At 72.5% G+C, this 19,203-nt stretch carries 17 protein-coding genes; 9 read left to right on the forward strand and 8 right to left on the reverse strand.

The window, feature by feature from the left end; genetic code table 11:
* The first annotated feature begins 9 nt into the window (after positions 1-9).
* Together VFR90_RS06640 and VFR90_RS06645 are read left to right on the forward strand one after the other, a co-directional pair.
* The gene (locus tag VFR90_RS06640) at positions 10-402 is read left to right on the forward strand and encodes a DUF2946 family protein (protein ID WP_326405315.1); all 393 of its coding nucleotides are present in this window, start codon (positions 10-12) and stop codon (positions 400-402) included.
* 102 nt (positions 403-504) lie between these two features.
* Positions 505-2,868, forward strand: coding sequence for a TonB-dependent receptor (locus VFR90_RS06645; RefSeq protein ID WP_326405316.1), 2,364 nt, complete (start codon positions 505-507; stop codon positions 2,866-2,868).
* Between the two features lie 130 nt (positions 2,869-2,998).
* Here VFR90_RS06645 and VFR90_RS06650 read toward each other — a convergent pair whose 3' ends face one another.
* The 6 genes from VFR90_RS06650 to VFR90_RS06675 all read right to left on the reverse strand — a co-directional run bounded on the left by VFR90_RS06650 (position 2,999) and on the right by VFR90_RS06675 (position 9,130).
* Positions 2,999-4,513 (reverse strand): tripartite tricarboxylate transporter permease, encoded by a 1,515-nt coding sequence (locus tag VFR90_RS06650; protein WP_326405317.1) that lies wholly within the window; start codon positions 4,511-4,513, stop codon positions 2,999-3,001.
* Positions 4,514-4,529: 16 nt separating this feature from the next.
* The gene (locus VFR90_RS06655; RefSeq protein WP_326405318.1) at positions 4,530-4,994 is read right to left on the reverse strand and encodes a tripartite tricarboxylate transporter TctB family protein; all 465 of its coding nucleotides are present in this window, start codon (positions 4,992-4,994) and stop codon (positions 4,530-4,532) included.
* Positions 4,995-5,158: 164 nt separating this feature from the next.
* Positions 5,159-7,033, reverse strand: coding sequence for a GspE/PulE family protein (locus tag VFR90_RS06660; RefSeq protein ID WP_326405319.1), 1,875 nt, complete (start codon positions 7,031-7,033; stop codon positions 5,159-5,161).
* Positions 7,030-7,812 (reverse strand): class I SAM-dependent methyltransferase, encoded by a 783-nt coding sequence (locus VFR90_RS06665; protein WP_326405320.1) that lies wholly within the window; start codon positions 7,810-7,812, stop codon positions 7,030-7,032. The genes VFR90_RS06660 and VFR90_RS06665 overlap by 4 nt, the downstream gene beginning before the upstream one ends.
* Positions 7,809-8,315 (reverse strand): DNA-deoxyinosine glycosylase, encoded by a 507-nt coding sequence (locus VFR90_RS06670; RefSeq protein WP_326405321.1) that lies wholly within the window; start codon positions 8,313-8,315, stop codon positions 7,809-7,811. Before VFR90_RS06670 ends, VFR90_RS06665 begins: the two co-directional genes overlap by 4 nt.
* Positions 8,312-9,130, reverse strand: coding sequence for a TatD family hydrolase (locus VFR90_RS06675; protein WP_326405322.1), 819 nt, complete (start codon positions 9,128-9,130; stop codon positions 8,312-8,314). Before VFR90_RS06675 ends, VFR90_RS06670 begins: the two co-directional genes overlap by 4 nt.
* Positions 9,131-9,294: 164 nt before the next feature.
* Here VFR90_RS06675 and VFR90_RS06680 point away from each other — a divergent pair, with 164 nt between their 5' ends.
* On the forward strand, positions 9,295-9,882 hold the full coding sequence (locus VFR90_RS06680) for a cytochrome P460 family protein (RefSeq protein WP_326405323.1): 588 nt from the start codon (positions 9,295-9,297) through the stop codon (positions 9,880-9,882).
* Between the two features lie 303 nt (positions 9,883-10,185).
* On the forward strand, positions 10,186-10,806 hold the full coding sequence (locus tag VFR90_RS06685) for a hypothetical protein (protein WP_326405324.1): 621 nt from the start codon (positions 10,186-10,188) through the stop codon (positions 10,804-10,806).
* 98 nt (positions 10,807-10,904) lie between these two features.
* Here VFR90_RS06685 and VFR90_RS06690 read toward each other — a convergent pair whose 3' ends face one another.
* Both VFR90_RS06690 and VFR90_RS06695 read right to left on the reverse strand, forming a co-directional pair.
* On the reverse strand, positions 10,905-11,585 hold the full coding sequence (locus VFR90_RS06690; protein WP_326405325.1) for an ABC transporter ATP-binding protein: 681 nt from the start codon (positions 11,583-11,585) through the stop codon (positions 10,905-10,907).
* A complete protein-coding gene (locus VFR90_RS06695; RefSeq protein ID WP_326405326.1) occupies positions 11,578-12,855 on the reverse strand; it encodes a lipoprotein-releasing ABC transporter permease subunit in 1,278 nt (425 codons plus the stop codon). Before VFR90_RS06695 ends, VFR90_RS06690 begins: the two co-directional genes overlap by 8 nt.
* A 41-nt stretch (positions 12,856-12,896) precedes the next feature.
* On the opposite strand from VFR90_RS06695, the gene VFR90_RS06700 reads away from it, so the two are divergent.
* The 5 genes from VFR90_RS06700 to VFR90_RS06720 all read left to right on the forward strand — a co-directional run bounded on the left by VFR90_RS06700 (position 12,897) and on the right by VFR90_RS06720 (position 19,173).
* Positions 12,897-13,844, forward strand: coding sequence for a hypothetical protein (locus tag VFR90_RS06700; protein WP_326405327.1), 948 nt, complete (start codon positions 12,897-12,899; stop codon positions 13,842-13,844).
* A gap of 5 nt (positions 13,845-13,849) precedes the next feature.
* Positions 13,850-15,601, forward strand: coding sequence for a single-stranded-DNA-specific exonuclease RecJ (gene recJ, locus VFR90_RS06705; protein ID WP_326405328.1), 1,752 nt, complete (start codon positions 13,850-13,852; stop codon positions 15,599-15,601).
* Between the two features lie 112 nt (positions 15,602-15,713).
* Positions 15,714-17,045, forward strand: coding sequence for a PQQ-dependent sugar dehydrogenase (locus VFR90_RS06710; protein WP_326405329.1), 1,332 nt, complete (start codon positions 15,714-15,716; stop codon positions 17,043-17,045).
* A gap of 51 nt (positions 17,046-17,096) precedes the next feature.
* Positions 17,097-18,254, forward strand: coding sequence for a PQQ-dependent sugar dehydrogenase (locus tag VFR90_RS06715; protein ID WP_326405330.1), 1,158 nt, complete (start codon positions 17,097-17,099; stop codon positions 18,252-18,254).
* Between the two features lie 55 nt (positions 18,255-18,309).
* Positions 18,310-19,173, forward strand: coding sequence for a 3',5'-nucleoside bisphosphate phosphatase (locus VFR90_RS06720; protein WP_326405331.1), 864 nt, complete (start codon positions 18,310-18,312; stop codon positions 19,171-19,173).
* The last annotated feature ends 30 nt before the right edge of the window (positions 19,174-19,203 follow it).

Here is a 19,203-nt window from a genome sequence, read left to right on the forward strand (position 1 = left end):
AATCGCCCGATGCGCAGCCGCCGCCCGCCGACCATCGCACGCTGGACCGCCTGGGTCTTCGCGCTCGCGCTGCTGCTGAAGGCGGCGGTGCCGATGCTGGCCGGCGCGGCGGCCGAGGCGCAGGGCCGCACGCTGGTGGAGGTCTGCACCGTCTATGGCGTCGAGATGGTGGCGCTCGACGCAGGGGATTCCGCGCCCGCGGAGCACGCGACCCACGGCCCCGAGCACTGCGCGCTCGGCGGCTTGCTGCTCGGCGGCGCGCCGCACGCGCCGCCGGCCGGGCGGCTCGCGCTCGAGTCCTGCACCGTGCTGCCGACGCCGGCGCAACCCCGGCCTCCGGCGCCCGACGCCTGTGCCGCCTGGGTCGCGCAGCTGAAGCACGGCCCGCCGCACCTCGCCTGAAACCGTCGCCGTCGACGCGGCGTTCGCGGGCGGCGCCGCGCCGCCTTCGTGTCGAGGGTTGCGGCCGGTGTGCCCGGCCCCGCCCGTTCCAGGACGAATCCCGTGTCTGCCCTCTTTCGACTTTCGCGGCTGCGAACGGCCGCGTTGTGCTCGGCGCTGCCGCTGGCGGCCGCCGCGCAATCCGAGCCGGTGCGGCTCGCGGTGCACCAGGGCGCCGAACTCGACCGCGTCACCGTGCGCGGCGGGCGGCCTTCGACGCTGCCGGTGGAGATCCCGACCACCACCGAAGGCATCACCGCCGCGCAGATCGAGCGCCGCATCAACGCGACCGACGCCGAGGACGCGCTCAAGTACTTCCCGAGCCTGCTGGTGCGCAAGCGCTACGTCGGCGACCACGACCACGCGGTCCTGGCCACCCGCGCGAGCGGTACCGGCAACAGCGCGCGCTCGCTCGTCTATGCCGACGGCGTGCTGCTGAGCAACCTGCTCGGCAACGGTGCGAGCTTCACGCCGCGCTGGGGGCTGGTGACGCCGGAGGAGATCGAGCGTGTCGACGTGCTCTACGGCCCGTTCTCCGCGGCGTACTCGGGCAACTCGGCCGGTGCGATCGTCGACTACGTGACGCGCATGCCGACGCGGCTCGAAGCGCACCTGAAGCTCTCCGGCTTCACGCAGAAGCACGCGCTCTACGGCGACGGCGATCGCTATTCGGGCCGGCAAGGCAGCGCCTCGATCGGCTCGAAGTCGGGCGACTTCTCGTGGTGGTTCAACGTGAACCGGCTCGTGAACACCGGCCAGCCCATCACCTACGCGAACCGGCTGCTGTCGCAGGGCACGGCGGGCAACGCCGGCACGCCGGTGACCGGCGCGGTGCCGGGCGCGAACCCACGCATGCAGCCCTGGCTGCTGCTCGGCGCCACCAACGAGACCCGCACCGAGCAGGACCACGCCAAGCTGAAGTTCGCCTACGACCTGACGCCCACGCTGCGCGCGAGCTACACCTTCGGCGCGTGGAGCAACGAGGTCGACCGCCGGCACGACACCTTCCTGCGCGACGCCGCGGGCAACGCGGTGTATGCGGGCACCGTCAACATCGACGGGCGCAGCTACACGCTCGCTGCCAGCGACTTCGCGCGCGGCAAGGCCGATCTCGTCCACACGACCCATGCGCTCGGGCTGAAGTCGAACAGCTCGGGCCGCTGGGACTGGGAAGCGACCGCGAGCGTCTACGACTTCCGGCGCGACCGGGTCCGCACCGCGACCACGCCGCTGCCCGCGTCGAACGCCGGCGGCGCCGGCACCATCGCCGACAGCAAGGGCACCGGCTGGAACACGCTCGCGGCCAAGGGGATCTGGCGGCCCGGCGGCGCGAATCGCGAGCGGGGCGAGCACATCGTCGAGTTCGGCCTGCAGCGCGATGCGTTCAAGCTGCGCACGCGCGTCAACGGCACGGCCGACTGGATCGGCGGCGATGCCGACGCCAGCGTTTCCGGCTTCGGCGGCAACACCACGCTGACCAGCTTCTGGGTGCAGGACGCCTGGCGCTTCGCCGAGCGTTGGCGCGCGGTGCTGGGCCTGAGGCAGGAGCGTTGGCAAGCCGCCAACGGCTATCGCGCCGCATCGGTCACGCCGCCCGCGAGCCCGGCCGCACCGACGCCGGCGCCCGCCTTCGTGCGCGCCGACTACGCCGACCGCAGCGAGTCCACCACCTCGCCGAAGGCCGCCCTTTCGTACCAGGCGAGCGAGACGCTGACGCTCAAGGCCTCGCTCGGCCGCGCGGTGCGCATGCCGACGGTGAGCGAGCTGTTCCAGGGCTCGGTGGCCGGCAGCGGCACGATCGTCAATGCCGATCCGAACCTCAGGCCCGAGAAGTCCTGGACCGCCGAGTTGAGCACCGAGGCCGAGCTGGGCGCGGCCGGCCTGCTGCGCGGCACGCTGTTCTTCGAACGCACGAAGGACGCGCTGTACTCGCAGTCGAGCGTCGCCGACTCGACGACGATGACGGTCCAGAACGTCGATGCGATCCGCACCAGCGGCATCGAGCTCGCGCATCTCGCGGAGGACGCGGGCTTGCGCGGGCTCGAGCTGCAGAGCAGCCTGACCTATGCCGACTCGATCATCGCGGCGAACGCCGGCAACCCGGCCAGCGTCGGCAAGCGCCAACCGCGCGTGCCGCTATGGCGTGCGAGCGTTCTCGCGAGCTACGAGCTGAGCGACGGCTGGAGCGCCAGCCTTGGGGTGCGCCACGGCGGCCGCCAGTTCGGGGCGCTCGACAACGGCGACCCGAACGACTTCGCCTACACCGGCTTCAGCCGCTTCACCGTCGCCGACCTGCGCCTGCAGTACCGGCCGGGCGGGCCATGGTCGCTGGCCCTCGGCATCGACAACCTCACCGACGAAAGCTACTGGGCCTTCCACCCCTACCCGCAGCGGACCTTCCACGCCGAGCTTCGATGGGATCTGTAGCCGCAAGCAAAACGGCCTGCTCGCGCAGGCCGTTCTCGTTGACCCAGCAGCCGCCGCGGAGCCGGCTTCGCCGGTCCGCCAGCGGCGCCCCTTGAGGGGAGGGGCGAAGCCGCAACGGGGTGGTCAACCACTAATCCGCTTCCTGGAACGCCTGCTCGCGCTGCCGCTTGATCGACGGCAGCGAGACGATCACGATCAACGCGAGCGCCGCCAGCAGCAGCGCCCCCGACAGTGGCCGCGTGACGAAGGCGCTCCAGTCGCCCCGGCTGAGCAGCAGCGCGCGGCGCAGGTTCTCTTCCATCATCGGCCCGAGGATGAAGCCGAGCAGCAGCGGCGCCGGCTCGCATTGCAGCTTGTAGAACACGTAGCCCGCGATGCCGAAGCCGGCCGCGACGTAGACGTCGAAGTTGTTGTTGTTCAGCGTGTACAGGCCGATGCCGCAGAACACCAGGATCGCCGGGAACAGGAAGCGGTAGGGCACCGTCAGCAGCTTGATCCAGATGCCGATCAGCGGCAGGTTGAGGATCACCAGCATCAGGTTGCCCAGCCACATGCTGGCGATCAGGCCCCAGAACAGCTCGGGGTTGGCGGTCATCACCTGCGGGCCGGGCTGGATGCCCTTGATCGTCATCGCGCCCACCATCAGCGCCATCACCGGGTTCGGCGGGATGCCGAGCGTGAGCATCGGGATGAAGCTGGTCTGCGCGCCGGCGTTGTTCGCGCTTTCCGGCGCGGCGACGCCGCGGATGTTGCCCTTGCCGAAGGCCGGCTCGCCGGGGCGGCCGCGGCTCTTCTTTTCAAGCGTGTAGGCGGCGAACGAGGCCAGCAGCGCGCCGCCGCCGGGCAGCACGCCGAGCACCGAGCCGAGCGAGGTGCCGCGCAGCACCGCGGGAAAGGCGTCCTTCACGTCCTGCTTGGTCGGCCACAGGCCCTTCACGTCCTTGGTGAAGACCTCGCGGTGCTCGGCCGGCCGGCCGAGGTTGGCGATGATCTCGCCGAAGCCGAACACGCCCATCGCGATCGCGACGAAGCCGATGCCGTCGGTCAGCTCGGGCACGTCGAAGCTGTAGCGCGGCACGCCGGAGATGACGTCGGTGTTGATCTGCCCGATCAGCAGGCCGAGGATGATCATCGCGATCGCCTTGATCAGCGAACCGGAGGCCAGCACCACCGCGCCGATCAGCCCCAGCACCATCAGGCTGAAGTACTCGGCGGGGCCGAACTTGAAGGCGAGTTCGGTCAGCGGCGGCGCGAAGCCGGCGACGATCAGCGTGCCGATGCTGCCGGCGAAGAAGCTGCCCAGGCCCGCGGCGGCGAGCGCCGCGCCGGCGCGACCCTGGCGCGCCATCTGGTAGCCGTCGAGCGCGGTGACGACCGAGCTGCTCTCGCCGGGCACGTTGATCAGGATCGCGGTGGTGGAGCCGCCGTACTGCGCGCCGTAGTAGATGCCGGCCAGCATGATCAACGCCGGCGTCGCGTCGAGCGCGTAGATGCTGGGCAGCAGCATCGCGATCGTGGCGGTCGGGCCGAGGCCGGGCAGCACGCCGATCAGCGTGCCGAGGATGCAGCCGAACAGCGCGTAGGCGACGTTCTGGATGCTCAGCGCGGTCGAGAACCCGAGCAGGAGGTTGTTGATCAGTTCCATCGCAGCCTCTTTTCGTTCAGCTGACGAAGGCCGCCGGCAGCACGGGAATCACCAGGCCGAGTCCCTTGACGAACACCAGCCAGCTGAAGAACGTCAGCACGACCGCGGTGATCACCACGCCTTTCCAGCGGAACTCGTGGCCGGCAAGGCTCGACAGCCCGACGAGCAGGGGCACCGAGATCAGCATGCCCACACGCGGCAGCAGGAAGCCGAAGATCGCGACAGCGGCGAGGACCGTCACCAGCGGCTTCCATTCGATCGCGCCGATCGGCTCGCCGTCGTCGGTCTCGACGGTCAGGGCCTTGAAGAGCACCGCGGCACCGAGGATCGCGAGGATCACGCCGAGCAGCAGCGGAAAGTAGCCGGGTCCTGGCCGTGCCGAGACGCCGAACTGGTAGTGGGTCGCGCCGAACGCGAACCCGACACCCACGGCCACGAACATCAAGCCCGACACGAAGTCGCGCTGACTCTTGATCTTCAAGGAGTTCTCCTCTGCTGGTCGCGCGCCGGGATGCGCTTCTTCGAGCCGCGAAGTGGAGACACGCGGGTGGCGAATTCTAGGGAGCGCCCTATCGACGCCTCTCGGGTTAATTCCTAGGACACCCGCGCGCCGCCGCGTCCGACGGCTTCGTGCAAGCCAGGCGATCAGGACTCCCAGCGCGGCGTCGCGCGCAGCACCTCGTCCAGCGTGGTGAGTCCCTGCGCGACCTTCGCCGCGCCCGCCACGCGCAACGGCTGCAAGCCGAGCCGCGCGGCCTCGCGACGCAGGCCGGGCGCATCGAAGCGCGGATGGATCTGGCCCTGCAGCGCATCGCCGACTTCCATCAGTTCATACAGCCCGGCGCGGCCGCGGTAGCCGGTGTGCCGGCATTCGAGGCAGCCGACCGGCTTGTACGGTCGGTACTCGCCCTTCAGCTGCCAGGGCTTGATCGCCTCGTCGAGCAAGGCGCGCTCGGCGGCGAGCTTGTCGGCGTCCTGCGGCTGCCGGCAGCTCGGGCACAGCGTGCGCACGAGGCGCTGCGCGAGCACGCCGATCACGGTCGCGCCGACGAGGTACGGCGGCACGCCAAGGTCGATCAGCCGCGTCATCGACGCGACCGCATCGTTGGTGTGCAGCGTGCTGAAGACGAGGTGGCCGGTCAGCGAGGCCTGGATCGCCATCTCGGCGGTCTCCAGGTCGCGGATCTCACCGACCATGATGATGTCCGGGTCCTGCCGCATCAGCGCGCGCAGGCCTTCGGCGAAGCCGAGGTCGATGCTGGCCTGCACCTGCGTCTGGTTGAAGGCCGGCTCGATCATCTCGATCGGGTCCTCGACGGTGCAGACGTTGACCTCGTCGGTCGCCAGGCGCTTGAGCGTCGAGTACAGCGTCGTCGTCTTGCCCGAGCCGGTGGGGCCGGTGACCAGCACGATGCCGTGCGGCCGCGTCACCAGCTGCTCCCACATCTGCGCTTCGTGCGGCGCGAAGCCGAGCCCTGCGAGCGGCTTGACCGCGTTGTCGGGGTCGAAGATGCGCATCACCATCTTCTCGCCGAAGGCGGTGGGCAGCGTCGAGAGGCGCATCTCGACGTCACGCGTGGCGCCCGGTGTTCCTCCTTCGGGCACAGGCCGGCGCGTCTTGATGCGGCCGTCGAGCGGCCGGCGCTTCTCGACCACGTCCATGCGGCCGAGCAGCTTGACGCGGCTCGTCATCGCGCCCATCACCTGCAGCGGCACCTGGTAGACGGTGTGAAGCACGCCGTCGATGCGGAAGCGGATCGCGCCCATCTCGCGGCGCGGCTCGAGGTGGATGTCGGAGGCGCGCTGGTCGAAGGCGTATTGCCAGAGCCAGTCGACGATCTGCACCACGCCCTGGTCGTTGGCGTCGAGCTGCTTGCTCGACTTGCCCATCTCGACCAGCTGCTCGAAGCTGGCGGGCCCGGCGAGCTGGCCGTTCTTCTGCGCCGAGCGGACCGACTTCGCGAGCGAATAGAACTCGGTCGTGTAGCGCGCAAGCTCCGGCGGGCTGACCAGCGCGAGCTGCACGGTCTTCTTCGTGTGCGACTCGATCTCGGGCAGCCAGGCGGTGTCGAAGGGCTCGCAGGTCGCGATCACCACTTCGGTGAGGCCGACCTGCACCGGCAGCGCGTGGCGGCGCTCGGCGTAGTTGACGCTCATCACGTCGGCCACGCGCGCCACGTCCACCTTCAGCGGATCGATGCGCAGATAGGGCAGCTTGCAATGCCGGGCCAGCCACTCGGTCAGCGTCTCGACGTCGAAGACCTCGCCGGTCTTCGCATGCACGAGGCCGGCGCCGCCCAGGCGCACCAGCGGGTGCTGCGCGCTGTCGCCGGCGCCGAAGCGCTGCGCGATGCGCTTGCCTTCGTCGAGCGAGATCACGCCGTCGGCGAGCAGCCAGGTGACGAGCTGGCGCCAGTGCAGCGCGCCGGTGGGCCGCTCGGCGAGCGCCGCGGCACGGGCGCTCCCGGCGGGAGGCGCGGTGCTGGCCGTGGCACGGTCGGTGGCGGCGCGGGCGTTCATGCGGCAGTCGGCGTGGGCGTCGGGCGATTCTGCAAGAGCTTCAGCCACTTGCGCGCCGGCAGGCCGAGGCCGCGCTCGATGGCCTCGGCGCGGCGCGCGAGTTCGTCACGCGCGGGCAGCGCTTCGCCCTTCCACGCGAGCACGATGGTGTTGCCCTCGCGCGTCGGCCGCAGCATCGCGACGCGCTGCGGCCCGAAGACCCGCGCGATGCGCTCGGCGCTGCGGCCGAAGCTCACGTCGCGGCCGAACAGGTTGACGCTCATCGCGCCGCCGTCGGCGAGCACCGCGTGGCAGCCGGCGTAGAAGCTTTCGTCGTCGAGCACCGGCGCGGCGGCGTGGTGATCGTAGAGATCGACGCACAGCGCATCGGCGCTCCGCGCGTGCCGCGGATCGGCGACCCAGGCGCCCGCGTCGGCCTCGACGACCGCGAGCCGCGCATCGTCCGGCGGCAGCTTGAACCACAGCCGGCAGGCGCCGATGACCGTCGGGTTCAGCTCGACCGCGGTGCAGCGCCAGCGTAGCTGCCGATGGCAGAACTTGGTGATCGCGCCGGCGCCAAGCCCCAGCTGCACCGCGTGCGGCGCGAGGCGCTTCGGCTCCAGCGGCACGAGCAGCAGCCAGGCCATCATCCGCTGCACGTATTCGAGCTCGATCGCCTGCGGCTTGCCGATGCGCATCGCGCCCTGCACCCACGGCGTGCCGAGATGCAGCGTGCGCACGCCGTCGCTTTCGGCGACGGTCGCCGCGGCCAGCGTCTGCCTGCGCGGCTTCGCGCTCATCGCGCGAGCCCGTGCTGCGCGAACACCGCGTGCCAGGCCTCGAGCTTGCGCTCGAAGGACCAGCTGGCGTTGGCCGGGCTCGTCGACGGCAGCCGGTGCACGACGAGCCCGAGCGCCGCGGTGTGGCGCGCATGCCGTGCCGATTCGCCGCCGTTGTGCGCCACCGCCTCGAGCGCCGGTGCCTGCCGCTTCAGCGCCGCCAGGTCGTTGAGGCGCGCTTCGCGGATCGACGCGTCGAGGCTGCCCTCGCGCTCGCAGCTCGCGTAGACGTCCCACAGTCCGAGCCCGCGCGCGCGCAGTTCGTCGAGCCGCCGCGGGTAGTCGAGCGCGACGAGGTCGATGCCCCACAGCGCCCCGAGCAGCGGCCAGAAGTGGTTGCGTGGATGGCCGTAGTAGCGCTGCTGCGCGAGCGAGGCGGCACCGGGGAAGCTGCCCAGCACGACGAGCCGCGTGCCCTCGGCGAGCACCGGCGGCAGGCCGGCATGGCGCGGCGCAGCGCTCACGCCGCGAGCGCCTGCAGCCGCGGCAGCACCGCGTGGGCATTCGCGCAGCTCGCTTCGGCGAGCGCCTGCGGCGCGATGCCGCGCAACGCCGCCAGCTCGCCCGCGATGCGTGCCAGCTCGGCCGGCTCGTTGCGCCCTTGCGGCGCGCCGGCCGCGCGCTCGGCCGCGGTCTTGTAGATCCAGGCCGGCGGGATGTCGGGCGCGTCGGTCTCGAGCACGATCGCCTCGAGCGGCAGTTCAGCCGCGAGCCGGCGCAGGTTCAGCGCGCGCTCGTGCGTCATCGCGCCGCCGAAGCCGAGCTTGAAGCCGAGCGCGACGAAGGCCTCCGCCTGCTGCCGGCTGCCGTTGAAGGCGTGCGCGATGCCGGTGATGCCGCCGACGCGACGCAGGCCCGCGAGCAGCGGGTCCGCCGAACGCCGCACGTGCAGCAGCACCGGCAGGCCGGCGTCGCGCGCGAGCTTCAGCTGCGCGAGGTAGATGCGCTGCTGCTTGTCGCGGTCGAGCCCCGGCACGAAGTGATCGAGGCCGATCTCGCCGACGGCGACCAGCCGCGGGTCGTCGCGATGGCGTTCGAGCGCCGCGCGCAAGGCCTCGAGCGCGTCGTCGCCGATCGAGCCGACGCACAGCGGGTGGATGCCGAGCGCATAGGCGAGGCCATGGCGATGCGCCAGCTCGCGCACCGCGTCGAAGTTCGACGGGTCGACCGCCGGCAGCAGCACCTGCTGCACGAGCGCCGCCCGCGCGCGCTCGACCACCGCGTCGCGGTCCTCCGCGAACTCGCGCGCGTCGAGATGGCAATGGGTGTCGATCCACATCGATCAAGGCTTTCGACAAGCGCTGGGCAAGCGGCGCACGCACCCCGGCATCGGCTGGATGCACCACGCAAACCCTGAGCGCCGTGCCTGCAAAAGCGCTAGGTCGGCGCGCAGCTGCAGCTCTAGCATCGTGCGTCGTTCGAACACCTCGAGGAGGATGCCAGATGGAGATCCCCGTCAAGCCTCGCCGACGCCCGACCATCTTCGCGGCCGGACTCGCGGCCGCGTTGCTCGCGGCAGGCTGCGCCTCGACCCGCGAAGCGCCGCCGCCGCTGCTGAAGGACGGCGAGCTCGGCGTGCCGGTGGGCTACAAGACCTGGCCGAAGTTCCTCAGCGCGGTGCAGCGCCCCGATGCGAAGCAGGTGCGCGAGATCTACATGAACCCGGCCGCCGAGAAGGGCAGCGCCGCGGCGGGCTTCCCGAACGGCACGCTGTTCGTGATGGAGAACTACGCAGCCAAGGCCAACACCGACGGCACGCTCGCGACCGGCGCCGACGGCAAGCTCGTCAAGGGCGATCTGCTGCGCGTCTTCGTGATGGGCAAGAACCCCGGTTGGGGCCAGGACGTGCCGGACGGGCTCAAGAACGGCAACTGGATCTACTCGGCCTTCCTCGCCAACGGCGACCGGGCGCCCGACCCGGCGGCCGGCTGCCGGGCCTGTCACGCGCCGCTGGGCCAGGCGAAGGACTTCGTGCACCGCTACGACGAGCACTTCGCAAGCGTGAAGCCGAAGAGCAGCAGCGGCTACTGAAATGCTGCCGGTCACGCCCCGGGGGCCGACGCCCAGGGGGCCATGGCGTCGTCGCTCGGCGGCTTGGCGATCACGCCCGTCACCGGATGCCGCCGTTCGCCGCTGAGGCAGCACGCGACTGGCGGCAGCGAACGGATGCGCGTGGCCCCGGGCCATGGCCCGCGCGGATGCGGCTTCGTCCGACAGCGCGCTTCGGCGCCGGCCGATGCCGTCGCACGCGGCGCCTGCGGACCATCGCGTCGCGATGCGGTGACTCGCATCGACGACTGCCACGCCTCATACCTGCCACGCCGCTTCGCTGCCATGGTCGCCGGACTCGTCGCACTCGCTGCCGTCCTCGCTTGCGGCGTTGCCGCGACAGCGGCTCGCGCCGCCGACACGACCGAAGGCGAGGCGAGCGAAGCCGGCGCGGCCGTGAACCTCGCCGAGCTGCGCCTCCTCGACCCCGGCGCGCTTCGTCTCTCGCTCGAAGGGCGCTCGGGCACGGTGAACGGGCTGCGCCCGCGGCCGGTGCAGGGTGGCCTTTCCACCTCGCTCGTCGACGTGTCGAACCGCGTCTGGCTGGGCTGGGGGCGCGCCGCGTTCGGCGTCGGCTTCGGCGTGCAGGCGCTGCAGGTCGAACCGGTGTCGCGGCTGTCGGACGCTGCGGCCTGGCAGCCGAGCCGACCCAGCGTTTCGGTCGGATGGCGCTACCGCGTCACGGGCAGTTCGCAGCTCTATGCCGCCGCGACGGCCGCGCGCCCGTGGGGCAGCGACGACGAGCTGCCGCGCTACAACGCCAAGGCCGGCGTCGAGTGGAAGGTCGCGAAGTCGCGCTTCGGCTTCGACGGCGGGCGGCTGGGCGTGCAGCTCGACTCGGGCTACCGGATGTCGATCCGGACCCGCAGCGGCGGCGTGCAGCTGGCGCTGCGGCGCACGTTCTGAGCGCTCGGCGCGATCGCGCCGGACGACGCAGCCGCCCACCGGCCTCGCCGCGCAGCGGCGCCGGCCGCTGCCTGCGCGCGCGACAAACGGCGCACGCCTCAGCCGTCGAGCCGCCCGCGGTCGAGCCGCAGCGCGCGGTCGCAGCGCGCCGCGAGCGATTCATCGTGCGTGACGATCACCGCCGAGCTGCCGTGCGAGCGCGCCAGTTCCAGCAGCAGCGCGAACACCGCGTCGGCGGTGCCGCGATCGAGGTTGCCGGTGGGCTCGTCGGCCAGCACGCAGGCCGGCCGCGTGACGAGCGCCCGCGCGACCGCGACACGCTGGCGCTCGCCGCCCGACAGCTCCGCCGGCCGGTGCGCGAGCCGCTCGCGCAGCCCCACCGCCGCGAGCGTTTGCATCGCCTGCTCGCGCGCCGCCGCGCGCTCGACGCGGCGGATCACCAGCGGCATCGCGACGTTGTCGAGCGCGCTGAACTCGGGCAGCAGGTGGTGGAACTGGTAGATGAAGCCGAGGTGCCGGTTGCGCCAGACGCCCTGCTCGGCCGCGCCGAGCGTCGCGAAATCGCGCTGCATCAGCATCACGCGGCCGGTGCTGGGCGCCTCGAGCCCGCCGAGCAGGTGCAGCAGCGTGCTCTTGCCCGAACCCGAGGCGCCGACGATCGCCGCGACCTCGCCGCGCGCGATGCGCAGGTTCACGCCCTGCAGCACCGCGACGTCGAGGCCGCCTTCGGTGTAGCGCTTGTGGAGATCGCTGGCGTGCAGCACCAGCGCATCACTCATAGCGCAGCGCTTGCGCCGGTTGCACGCGGCTCGCGCGCCAGCTCGGGTAGAGCGTCGCGACGAAGGCCAGCACCAGCGAGATCACCGCGATCGGGACGATGTCGCTCGATTGCGGCTCGCTTGGCATGCGGCTGATCAGGTAGATGCTGCCCGGCAGGAAGCTCGCGTTGAACAGCCGCTCGAGCGCCGGCACGATCACGTCGATGTTGAAGGCGATCAGGAGGCCGAGCCCCAGGCCGCCGAGCGTGCCGATCACGCCGGCCATCGCGCCTTGCACGATGAAGATGCCCATCACCGAGCGCGGGCTCGCGCCGAGCGTGCGCAGGATGGCGATGTCGGCCTGCTTGTCGGTCACCGTCATCACCAGCGTGCTCACCAGGTTGAAGGCCGCCACCGCGACGATCAGCGTGAGGATGATGAACATCATCCGCTTCTCGATCTGCACCGCGTCGAACCAGTTGCGGTTGGTGCGGGTCCAGTCGCGCACGTCGACCGGCTCGCTCGCCGCGGTCGGGAGGTTCGCGAACCGCGCGGCGAGTTCGTCGCCGACCTGGCGCGCGTCCTGCGGATCGGCGAGCCGCAGCTGCACGCCGGCCGGGCCTTCGAGGCGGAACAGCTTCTCGGCATCCTGCAGATGGATCAGCGCGAGGCCGCTGTCGTACTCGTAGTGGCCGGCGCTGAAGGTGCCGAGCACCGTCATCTGCTTCATGCGCGGCACCACGCCGGTGGGCGTGACCTGGCCGTTCGGCGCGATCAGCGTGATCGCATCGCCGCTGCGCACGCCGAGCGAGCGCGCGAGTTCGCTGCCGAGCACGATGCCCCAGGCGCCGGGCCGGAGCTGGGTGAACACGCCGTCCTTCAGCTCGGCCGCGAGCGGCGTGACCTTCGGCTCCTCGGCCGGATCGATGCCGCGCACGATCGCGCCGCGCATCGCGTCGCCGCGGGCGACCAGCACCTGCGTCGCGATGAAGGGCGCGGCGCCGCGCACCTGCGGATGCTGCGCGGCCTCGGCCGCGACCGCGCGCCAGTCGCCCAGCGCCTCGCCGCGGCCCTGCACCAGCTCGACGTGCGCGACCACGCTCAGCATCCGGTCGCGCACCTCCTTCTGGAAGCCGTTCATCACGCTCAGCACGATGATCAGCGCGGCCACGCCCAGCGCGATGCCGAGCATCGACACGCCCGAGATGAACGAGATGAACGCGTTGCGCCGGCCGCCGCGGCCGGCGCGGGTGTAGCGCCAGCCGACCTGGAGTTCGTAGGGGAGCGACATGGGCCGCGATGATGCCAGCGGGCTTCCGATAATCGCGGCCCATGCACTTGCTGATCCCGCACGCCGCCTCGCTTTCCGAGGCCGGCCAGGCCGCCTGGGCCGAGCTCGCGCTGCCTCACCTCGAAGCCTTGCTGCGCCGCCTGGAGACCGCATCGCGCTGGGAAGGCGACGAGTACCGGCTGTCGATGCCGCACGAGCGGGTGCTCGGCCTCGCGCTCGGCTGGGTCGGCGAGGACGGCACGCTGCCCTGGGCCGCGCGCTCGGCGGCGATGGACGGCGTCAACGTCGATCGCAGCCGAAAGGCCTGGGGGCTGATCAGCCCGGTGCACTGGCAGGTGGGCCGGGAGCACCTGACGATGGGCGACCCGGACGACCTCGAGCTCGATCCCGACGAGTCGCGCGCCTTCTTCGAGGCGGTGCAGCACCTGTTTCGCGAACAAGGCTGGGTCTTCGTGTGGCGCGCGCCGACGCGCTGGTACGTGCAGCATGAATCGCTCGCCGGCGTGCCGACCGCCTCGCTCGACCGCGTGATCGGCCGCAACCCCGATCTGTGGATGCCCGACCACCCGGCCGCACGCGCGGTGAAGCGGCTGCAGAGCGAGGTGCAGATGCTGCTGCACACGCATCCGCGGAACGCGGCGCGCGAGGCGGCCGGCAAGCTCGCGCTGAACAGCTTCTGGCTCAGCGGCTGCGGCCTGCCGCAGCTCGACCGCGGCGATCCGCCGCGGCTGCTGGAGGCGCTGCGCGCACCCGCGCTGCGCGGCGACTGGCTCGCGTGGCGCGAGGCCTGGCGCGAGCTCGACGCCGGCCCGCTGCGCGAGGCGCTCGCGGCCGACAAGCGCGGCGAGCCGGTCAAGCTGACCTTGTGCGGCGAACGCCACGCGCTCGGGCTGCGCAGCCGCGCGCCGGGCTTCGGCGCGCGGCTCGCGTCGATGACGCAGCGCTGGCGCGACGACCGCAGCGTCGCCGCCGCGCTCGCGACGCTGTGAGCGCGATGCGGATCACCGTCCGCGACGTGCCGCCGCGCACGGTGTGGGCGCTCGAGCAGGCCGGCGTGCATCCGCTGCTCGCGCGGCTGTTCGCCGCGCGCGGCATCACGACGGCCGACGACCTGGACGACGGCTTCGCGCGGCTGCTTCCGCCTTCGCAGCTGCTCGGCGCCGAGGCCGCGGCGCGGCTGCTGGCCGATGCGATCGAGCAGCACCGGCCGATCGTCGTGGTCGCCGACTACGACTGCGACGGCGCGACCGCCTGCGCGGTCGCGCTGCGCGGGCTGGCGCGGCTCGGCGCGGCGGAGCACAGGCTCGCCTACGTCGTCCCAGACCGCCGACGCCACGGCTACGGGCTGACGCCGGCGATCGTCGACCTGGCCGGTGAGGCCGCCGGGCCGTCGGCGCTGCTGGTCACGGTCGACAACGGCATCGCGAGCCTGGAGGGCGTCGCGCACGCGAAGGCGCGCGGCTTCTCGGTGCTGGTGACCGACCACCACCTGCCGGCGCTGCACGACGGCGCGGTGCGGCTGCCGGCGGCCGACGTGATCGTCAATCCGAACCAGCCGGGCTGCGGCTTCGCGAGCAAGTCGCTGGCGGGCGTCGGTGTGATGTTCTACGTGCTGCTCGCGCTGCGCGCCGAGTTGCGCGCGCGCGGGCGCTTCGAGGCGCAGCACCAGCCGCGGCTCGATGCCTTGCTCGACCTCGTCGCGCTCGGCACCGTGGCCGACGTGGTGCGGCTCGACGCGAACAACCGGCGCCTGGTCGCGCAGGGGCTCAAGCGCATCCGCAGCGGGCGCATGCATGCGGGCGTCGCGGCGCTGTTCGCGGCCGCGGGTCGCGAGACGGCGCGCGCCTCGGCCTTCGACTTCGGCTTCGCGGTCGGCCCCCGGCTGAACGCGGCCGGGCGGATGGAGAACATGCGCCTGGGCATCGAATGCCTGCTGACCGACGACCTGCAGCGCGCACGCGAACTCGCTTCGCAGCTCGACGGCATCAACCGCGAGCGCCGCGAAGTCGAGACCGGCATGCGCGATCAGGCCGAGGCGATGCTCGCGCGGCTGGGCGGCCACGAGGCCGCGGCGCCGAACGCCGTTGCGCTCTACGACCCGGCGTTCCACGAAGGCGTCGTCGGCATCGTCGCCGCACGGGTGAAGGACCGGTTGCACCGGCCGACCTTCGTATTCGCGCGCGGGCGTGACGGGCTGCTGAAGGGCTCGGGCCGCTCGATCGCCGGCTTTCATCTGCGCGACGCGCTCGACCTGGTGAGCAAGCGCCATCCGGATCTGCTGCATCGCTTCGGCGGCCATGCGATGGCGGCCGGCGCGACGCTGGCCGAAGCCGACTTCGCGCGCTTCGCCGCCGCCTTCGAGGCGGTGGCCGGCGAATGGCTCGATGCCGCAACGCTGGCGCGCCGGCTCGCGACCGACGGCGCGCTCGACGCGCAATGGTTCGACGCCGCGACGGTGCACGCGCTCGACCGCGAGGTCTGGGGCCAGGCCTTCGACGCACCGCTGTTCTGCGACGACTTCGAGGTGCTGAGCCAGCGACTCGTCGGCGACCCGGCGAAGGGCCAGCACCTGAAGCTCGGGCTGCGGCATGCGGGCCCCGCGTGTGCCGAGCAGACGCGCGATGCGATCTGGTTCGGTCGCCAGGAGCCGGTGCCCGATCGCGCGCGGCTCGCCTTCCGCCTCGCGGTCGATGCGTGGCAGGGCCGCGAGCGGGTGCAGGTGATCGTGCAGGCGCTCGCGGAGTGACGCCGCCCCCCGCCGGGCGCCGCGCCGGCCGCCGCGGCCGCGGGTTGCATCCGGTTGCCGCGCCGCGGCCTTCGGGGGTTCAGACTGCGACCGCTTCGCCAAGGAGATGTCGATGAACGCGAGCCCCGAACCTCGATCCGGCAGGCGCACGGCCGAGCGCCGGCTGCGCTGGCTGGCGCTGTGCGCGGCAGGCCTGGCCGCCTCCTGCGGTGGCGGCGGCGATGCCGCGGCGCCTGCGCCAGCGCCGGTCGCCGGCGCGCCCTCGCCGGCCCCCGGGCCGGCGGCGGCGCCGAGCCCGTCGCCGTCCCCGCCGGCGCAGGCGCCGAGCGCGCCGACGGCCGTCGCGACCGTCGCCTCCGGGCTCGACCACCCCTGGGGCCTCGCCTTCCTGCCCGATGGCCGCTTCCTCGTCACCGAGCGCGCGGGCCGGCTGCGCCTTATCTCCACGAGCGGCGGCTTGACGACGATCAGCGGCCTGCCGGCCGTGCAGGCCACCGGCCAGGGCGGGCTGCTCGACATCGCGCTCGACCCGGCCTTCGCGAGCAACCAGCGCATCTACTGGAGCTACAACGAGGCGGGCAGCGGCGCCGAGGCCGGCCGCAACGGGCTCGCGGTCGCGCGCGGCGTGCTCGACCTCGCCAGCGCGAGCGTCGGCAACGTGCAGGTGATCCTGCGGCAGACGCCCAAGGTCGCCGGCAGCAGCGGCCACTTCGGCGGCCGCATCGCCTTCGGCCGCGACGGCCACCTGTTCGTGACCATGGGTGACCGGCAGAACGACAGCGAGCGCGGCTACGCGCAGGACCTGTCGCGCGGCCACGGCAAGGTCGCGCGCATCCACGCCGACGGCACGATCCCGGCCGACAACCCTTTCGTCGCGACGGCGGGCGCGCGCAGCGACATCTGGAGCTACGGCCATCGCAACCCGCAGGGCGCGGCGGTGCATCCGGCGACCGGCGAGCTGTGGTCGGTCGAGCACGGCCCGCAGGGAGGCGACGAGTTGAACGTGGTGCGTGCCGGCCGCAACTTCGGCTGGCCGCTGATCAGCCACGGCTGCGAGTACGGCGCGACGCCGGCCGACCGCTGCACGCCCGTGGGCGGCGCCACGTCGGCGCCCGCGATGGAACAGCCGCTCGCCCACTGGGTGCCCTACTCGACCGCGCCGAGCGGCCTGATGTTCTACACGGGCAGCCGCTTCGGCGCGTGGACCGGCAAGCTGTTCGCCGGTGCGCTCTCGGGACGGACCCTCTGGCGCTTCGACATCGACAACGGCGGCAGCATCGCCTGCACGCCACCCGGCGGCCAGGCGCCGAGCAACTGCTCGGAGGTGCCGCTGGTGAAGAACCTGAACCTGCGCATCCGCGACGTGCGGCAAGGCCCGCAGGGCCATGTCTTCCTGCTGACCGACCAGGGCGGCAACGCCGACCGGCTGCTGCGCCTGGACTGAGCCCGGCCGACTGCGCCACAGGCCTATGGCGCGCGGCCTACATTGCGGCCGATGCACCCGACCACGCCGTTCGACCCGACCCGCCGCCTCTTCGTCGCCACCGGCCTGCTCGCCGCCGGCGGCGCCGCGTTCGCCCAGAGCAGCACGCCGCTGCGCACCACCGTCGTCGCACGCGGGCTCGAGGCGCCCTGGGCGCTCGCCTTCCTGCCCGGCTTCGAGGCGAACTCCGCCGATGCGGGCCGCATGCTCGTCACCGAGAAGGCCGGCCGGCTGCGGCTGGTGACGCGCGACGGCCGCATCTCGAAGCCGATCGGGGGCGTGCCGGCGGTCGTCGCCCGCGGCCAGGGCGGCCTGCTCGACGTGGCGCTGCACCCCGACTTCGAGCGCAACCGCTTCGTCTACCTGAGCTTCAGCGAGCCTGCCGCGCAGGGCCAGCGCGGCAACAGCACGGCAGTGGCGCGCGCGAGGCTCGACGCCGACGCGGCGACGCTCGGCGAGGTGCAGATCGTCTTCCGGCAGCAGCCGAAGTTCGAGTCGAGCGCGCACTTCGGCTCGCGCATGGTGTTCGCGAAGGACGGCACGCTGTTCGTCACCCTCGGCGACCGCTTCACCCGCCGCGACGACGCGCAGACGCTCGGCACCCACCACGGCAAGGTCGTGCGCATCACCGACAGCGGCGGCGTGCCGCCCGACAACCCCTTCGTCGGCAAGCCCGGCGCGCTGCCCGAGATCTGGAGCTACGGCCACCGCAACGTGCAGGGCGCCGCGCTGCACCCGACGACCGGCGAGCTGTGGACCCACGAGCACGGCCCGCAAGGCGGCGACGAACTCAACATCGCGCGCGCCGGGCGCAACCACGGCTGGCCGGTGGTCACGCGCGGCCGCGAGTACGTCACCGGCCTCAAGATCGGCGAAGGCGAAACCCGCGGCGACGTCGAGCCGGCGCTCGCCACCTGGGTGCCGTCGATCGCGCCTTGCGGCATGGCCTTCGTCACCACCGACCGGCATCCGGCCTGGCGCGGCCAGTTGCTGATCGGCGCCCTGAAGGCTCAGCAGCTGCTGCGGCTTGAACTCGACGGCAACCGCGTCGTGCGCGAGCACCGCCATGCAGTCGACGCGCGCGTGCGCGACGTGCGCCAGGGCCCCGACGGCCATCTCTACCTGCTGACCGACGAGGACGAGGGCCGGGTGCTGCGCATCGACGGCTGAAGCGCCGTCGCCCCGCGGGCAGCGCGGCCTCGGAGCGGCTCGGATAATCCGGGCCGTGCCCGCCGACCTGCTCAACGCCGATCTCCACTGCCACTCGAACGTGAGCGACGGCACGCTCGCGCCCGCGGTCTTGGCCGAGCGCGCGCAGGCCCGCGGCGTTCAGCTGTGGGCGCTGACCGATCACGACGAGATCGGCGGCCTGCACGCGGCGCGCGACGCCGCGCTCGCCCACGGCATGGCGTGGTTGAGCGGCACCGAGATCTCGGTCAGCTTCGCGGGGACGACGGTGCACATCGTCGGCCTCGGCTTCGACATCGACGACGCGGCGCTCGCCGCCGGCCTCGCGCGAACACGCGGCGGGCGCGAGGCACGGGCGCGCGAGATGGGCGCCGAGCTTGCGAAGGTGGGCATCAAGGACGCCTACGAAGGCGCGCTGCGCTACGTCGGCAACCCGCAGCTGATCTCGCGCACGCACTTCGCGCGCCACATCGTCGACAGCGGCGTGTGCGACAGCACGCACGAGGTGTTCCGGCGCTTCCTCGTCGAAGGCAAGCCGGGCTACGTGCCCACGCGCTGGGCCGGCCTGGGCGACGCGGTGCGCTGGATCACGCAGGCCGGCGGCGCCGCGGTGATCGCGCACCCGGGCCGCTACAAGCTCACGCCGACCGAGGAGTACGCGCTGTTCAGCGAGTTCGTGCAGCACGGTGGCCGCGGCGTCGAGGTGGTGACCGGCAGCCACGGCGAGGCGGACTTCCTCAAGTACGCCGACATGGCGATCGAGTTCGACCTCTGGGCCTCGCGCGGCAGCGACTTCCACGCGCCCGGCGAGAGCCGCGCCGACCTCGGCTCGCTGCCCTGGTTGCCGGGGCGGCTGACGCCGGTGTGGGAAGCGATCGGCGAACGCGTCGTGCGGCCCTGAGCGCGCGGCCGTCAGCGCGCGGCCCGGAAC

Source organism: Methylibium sp. (assembly GCF_035762065.1).
In the GTDB taxonomy this organism is placed as follows: Bacteria; Pseudomonadota; Gammaproteobacteria; order Burkholderiales; family Burkholderiaceae_C; genus Methylibium.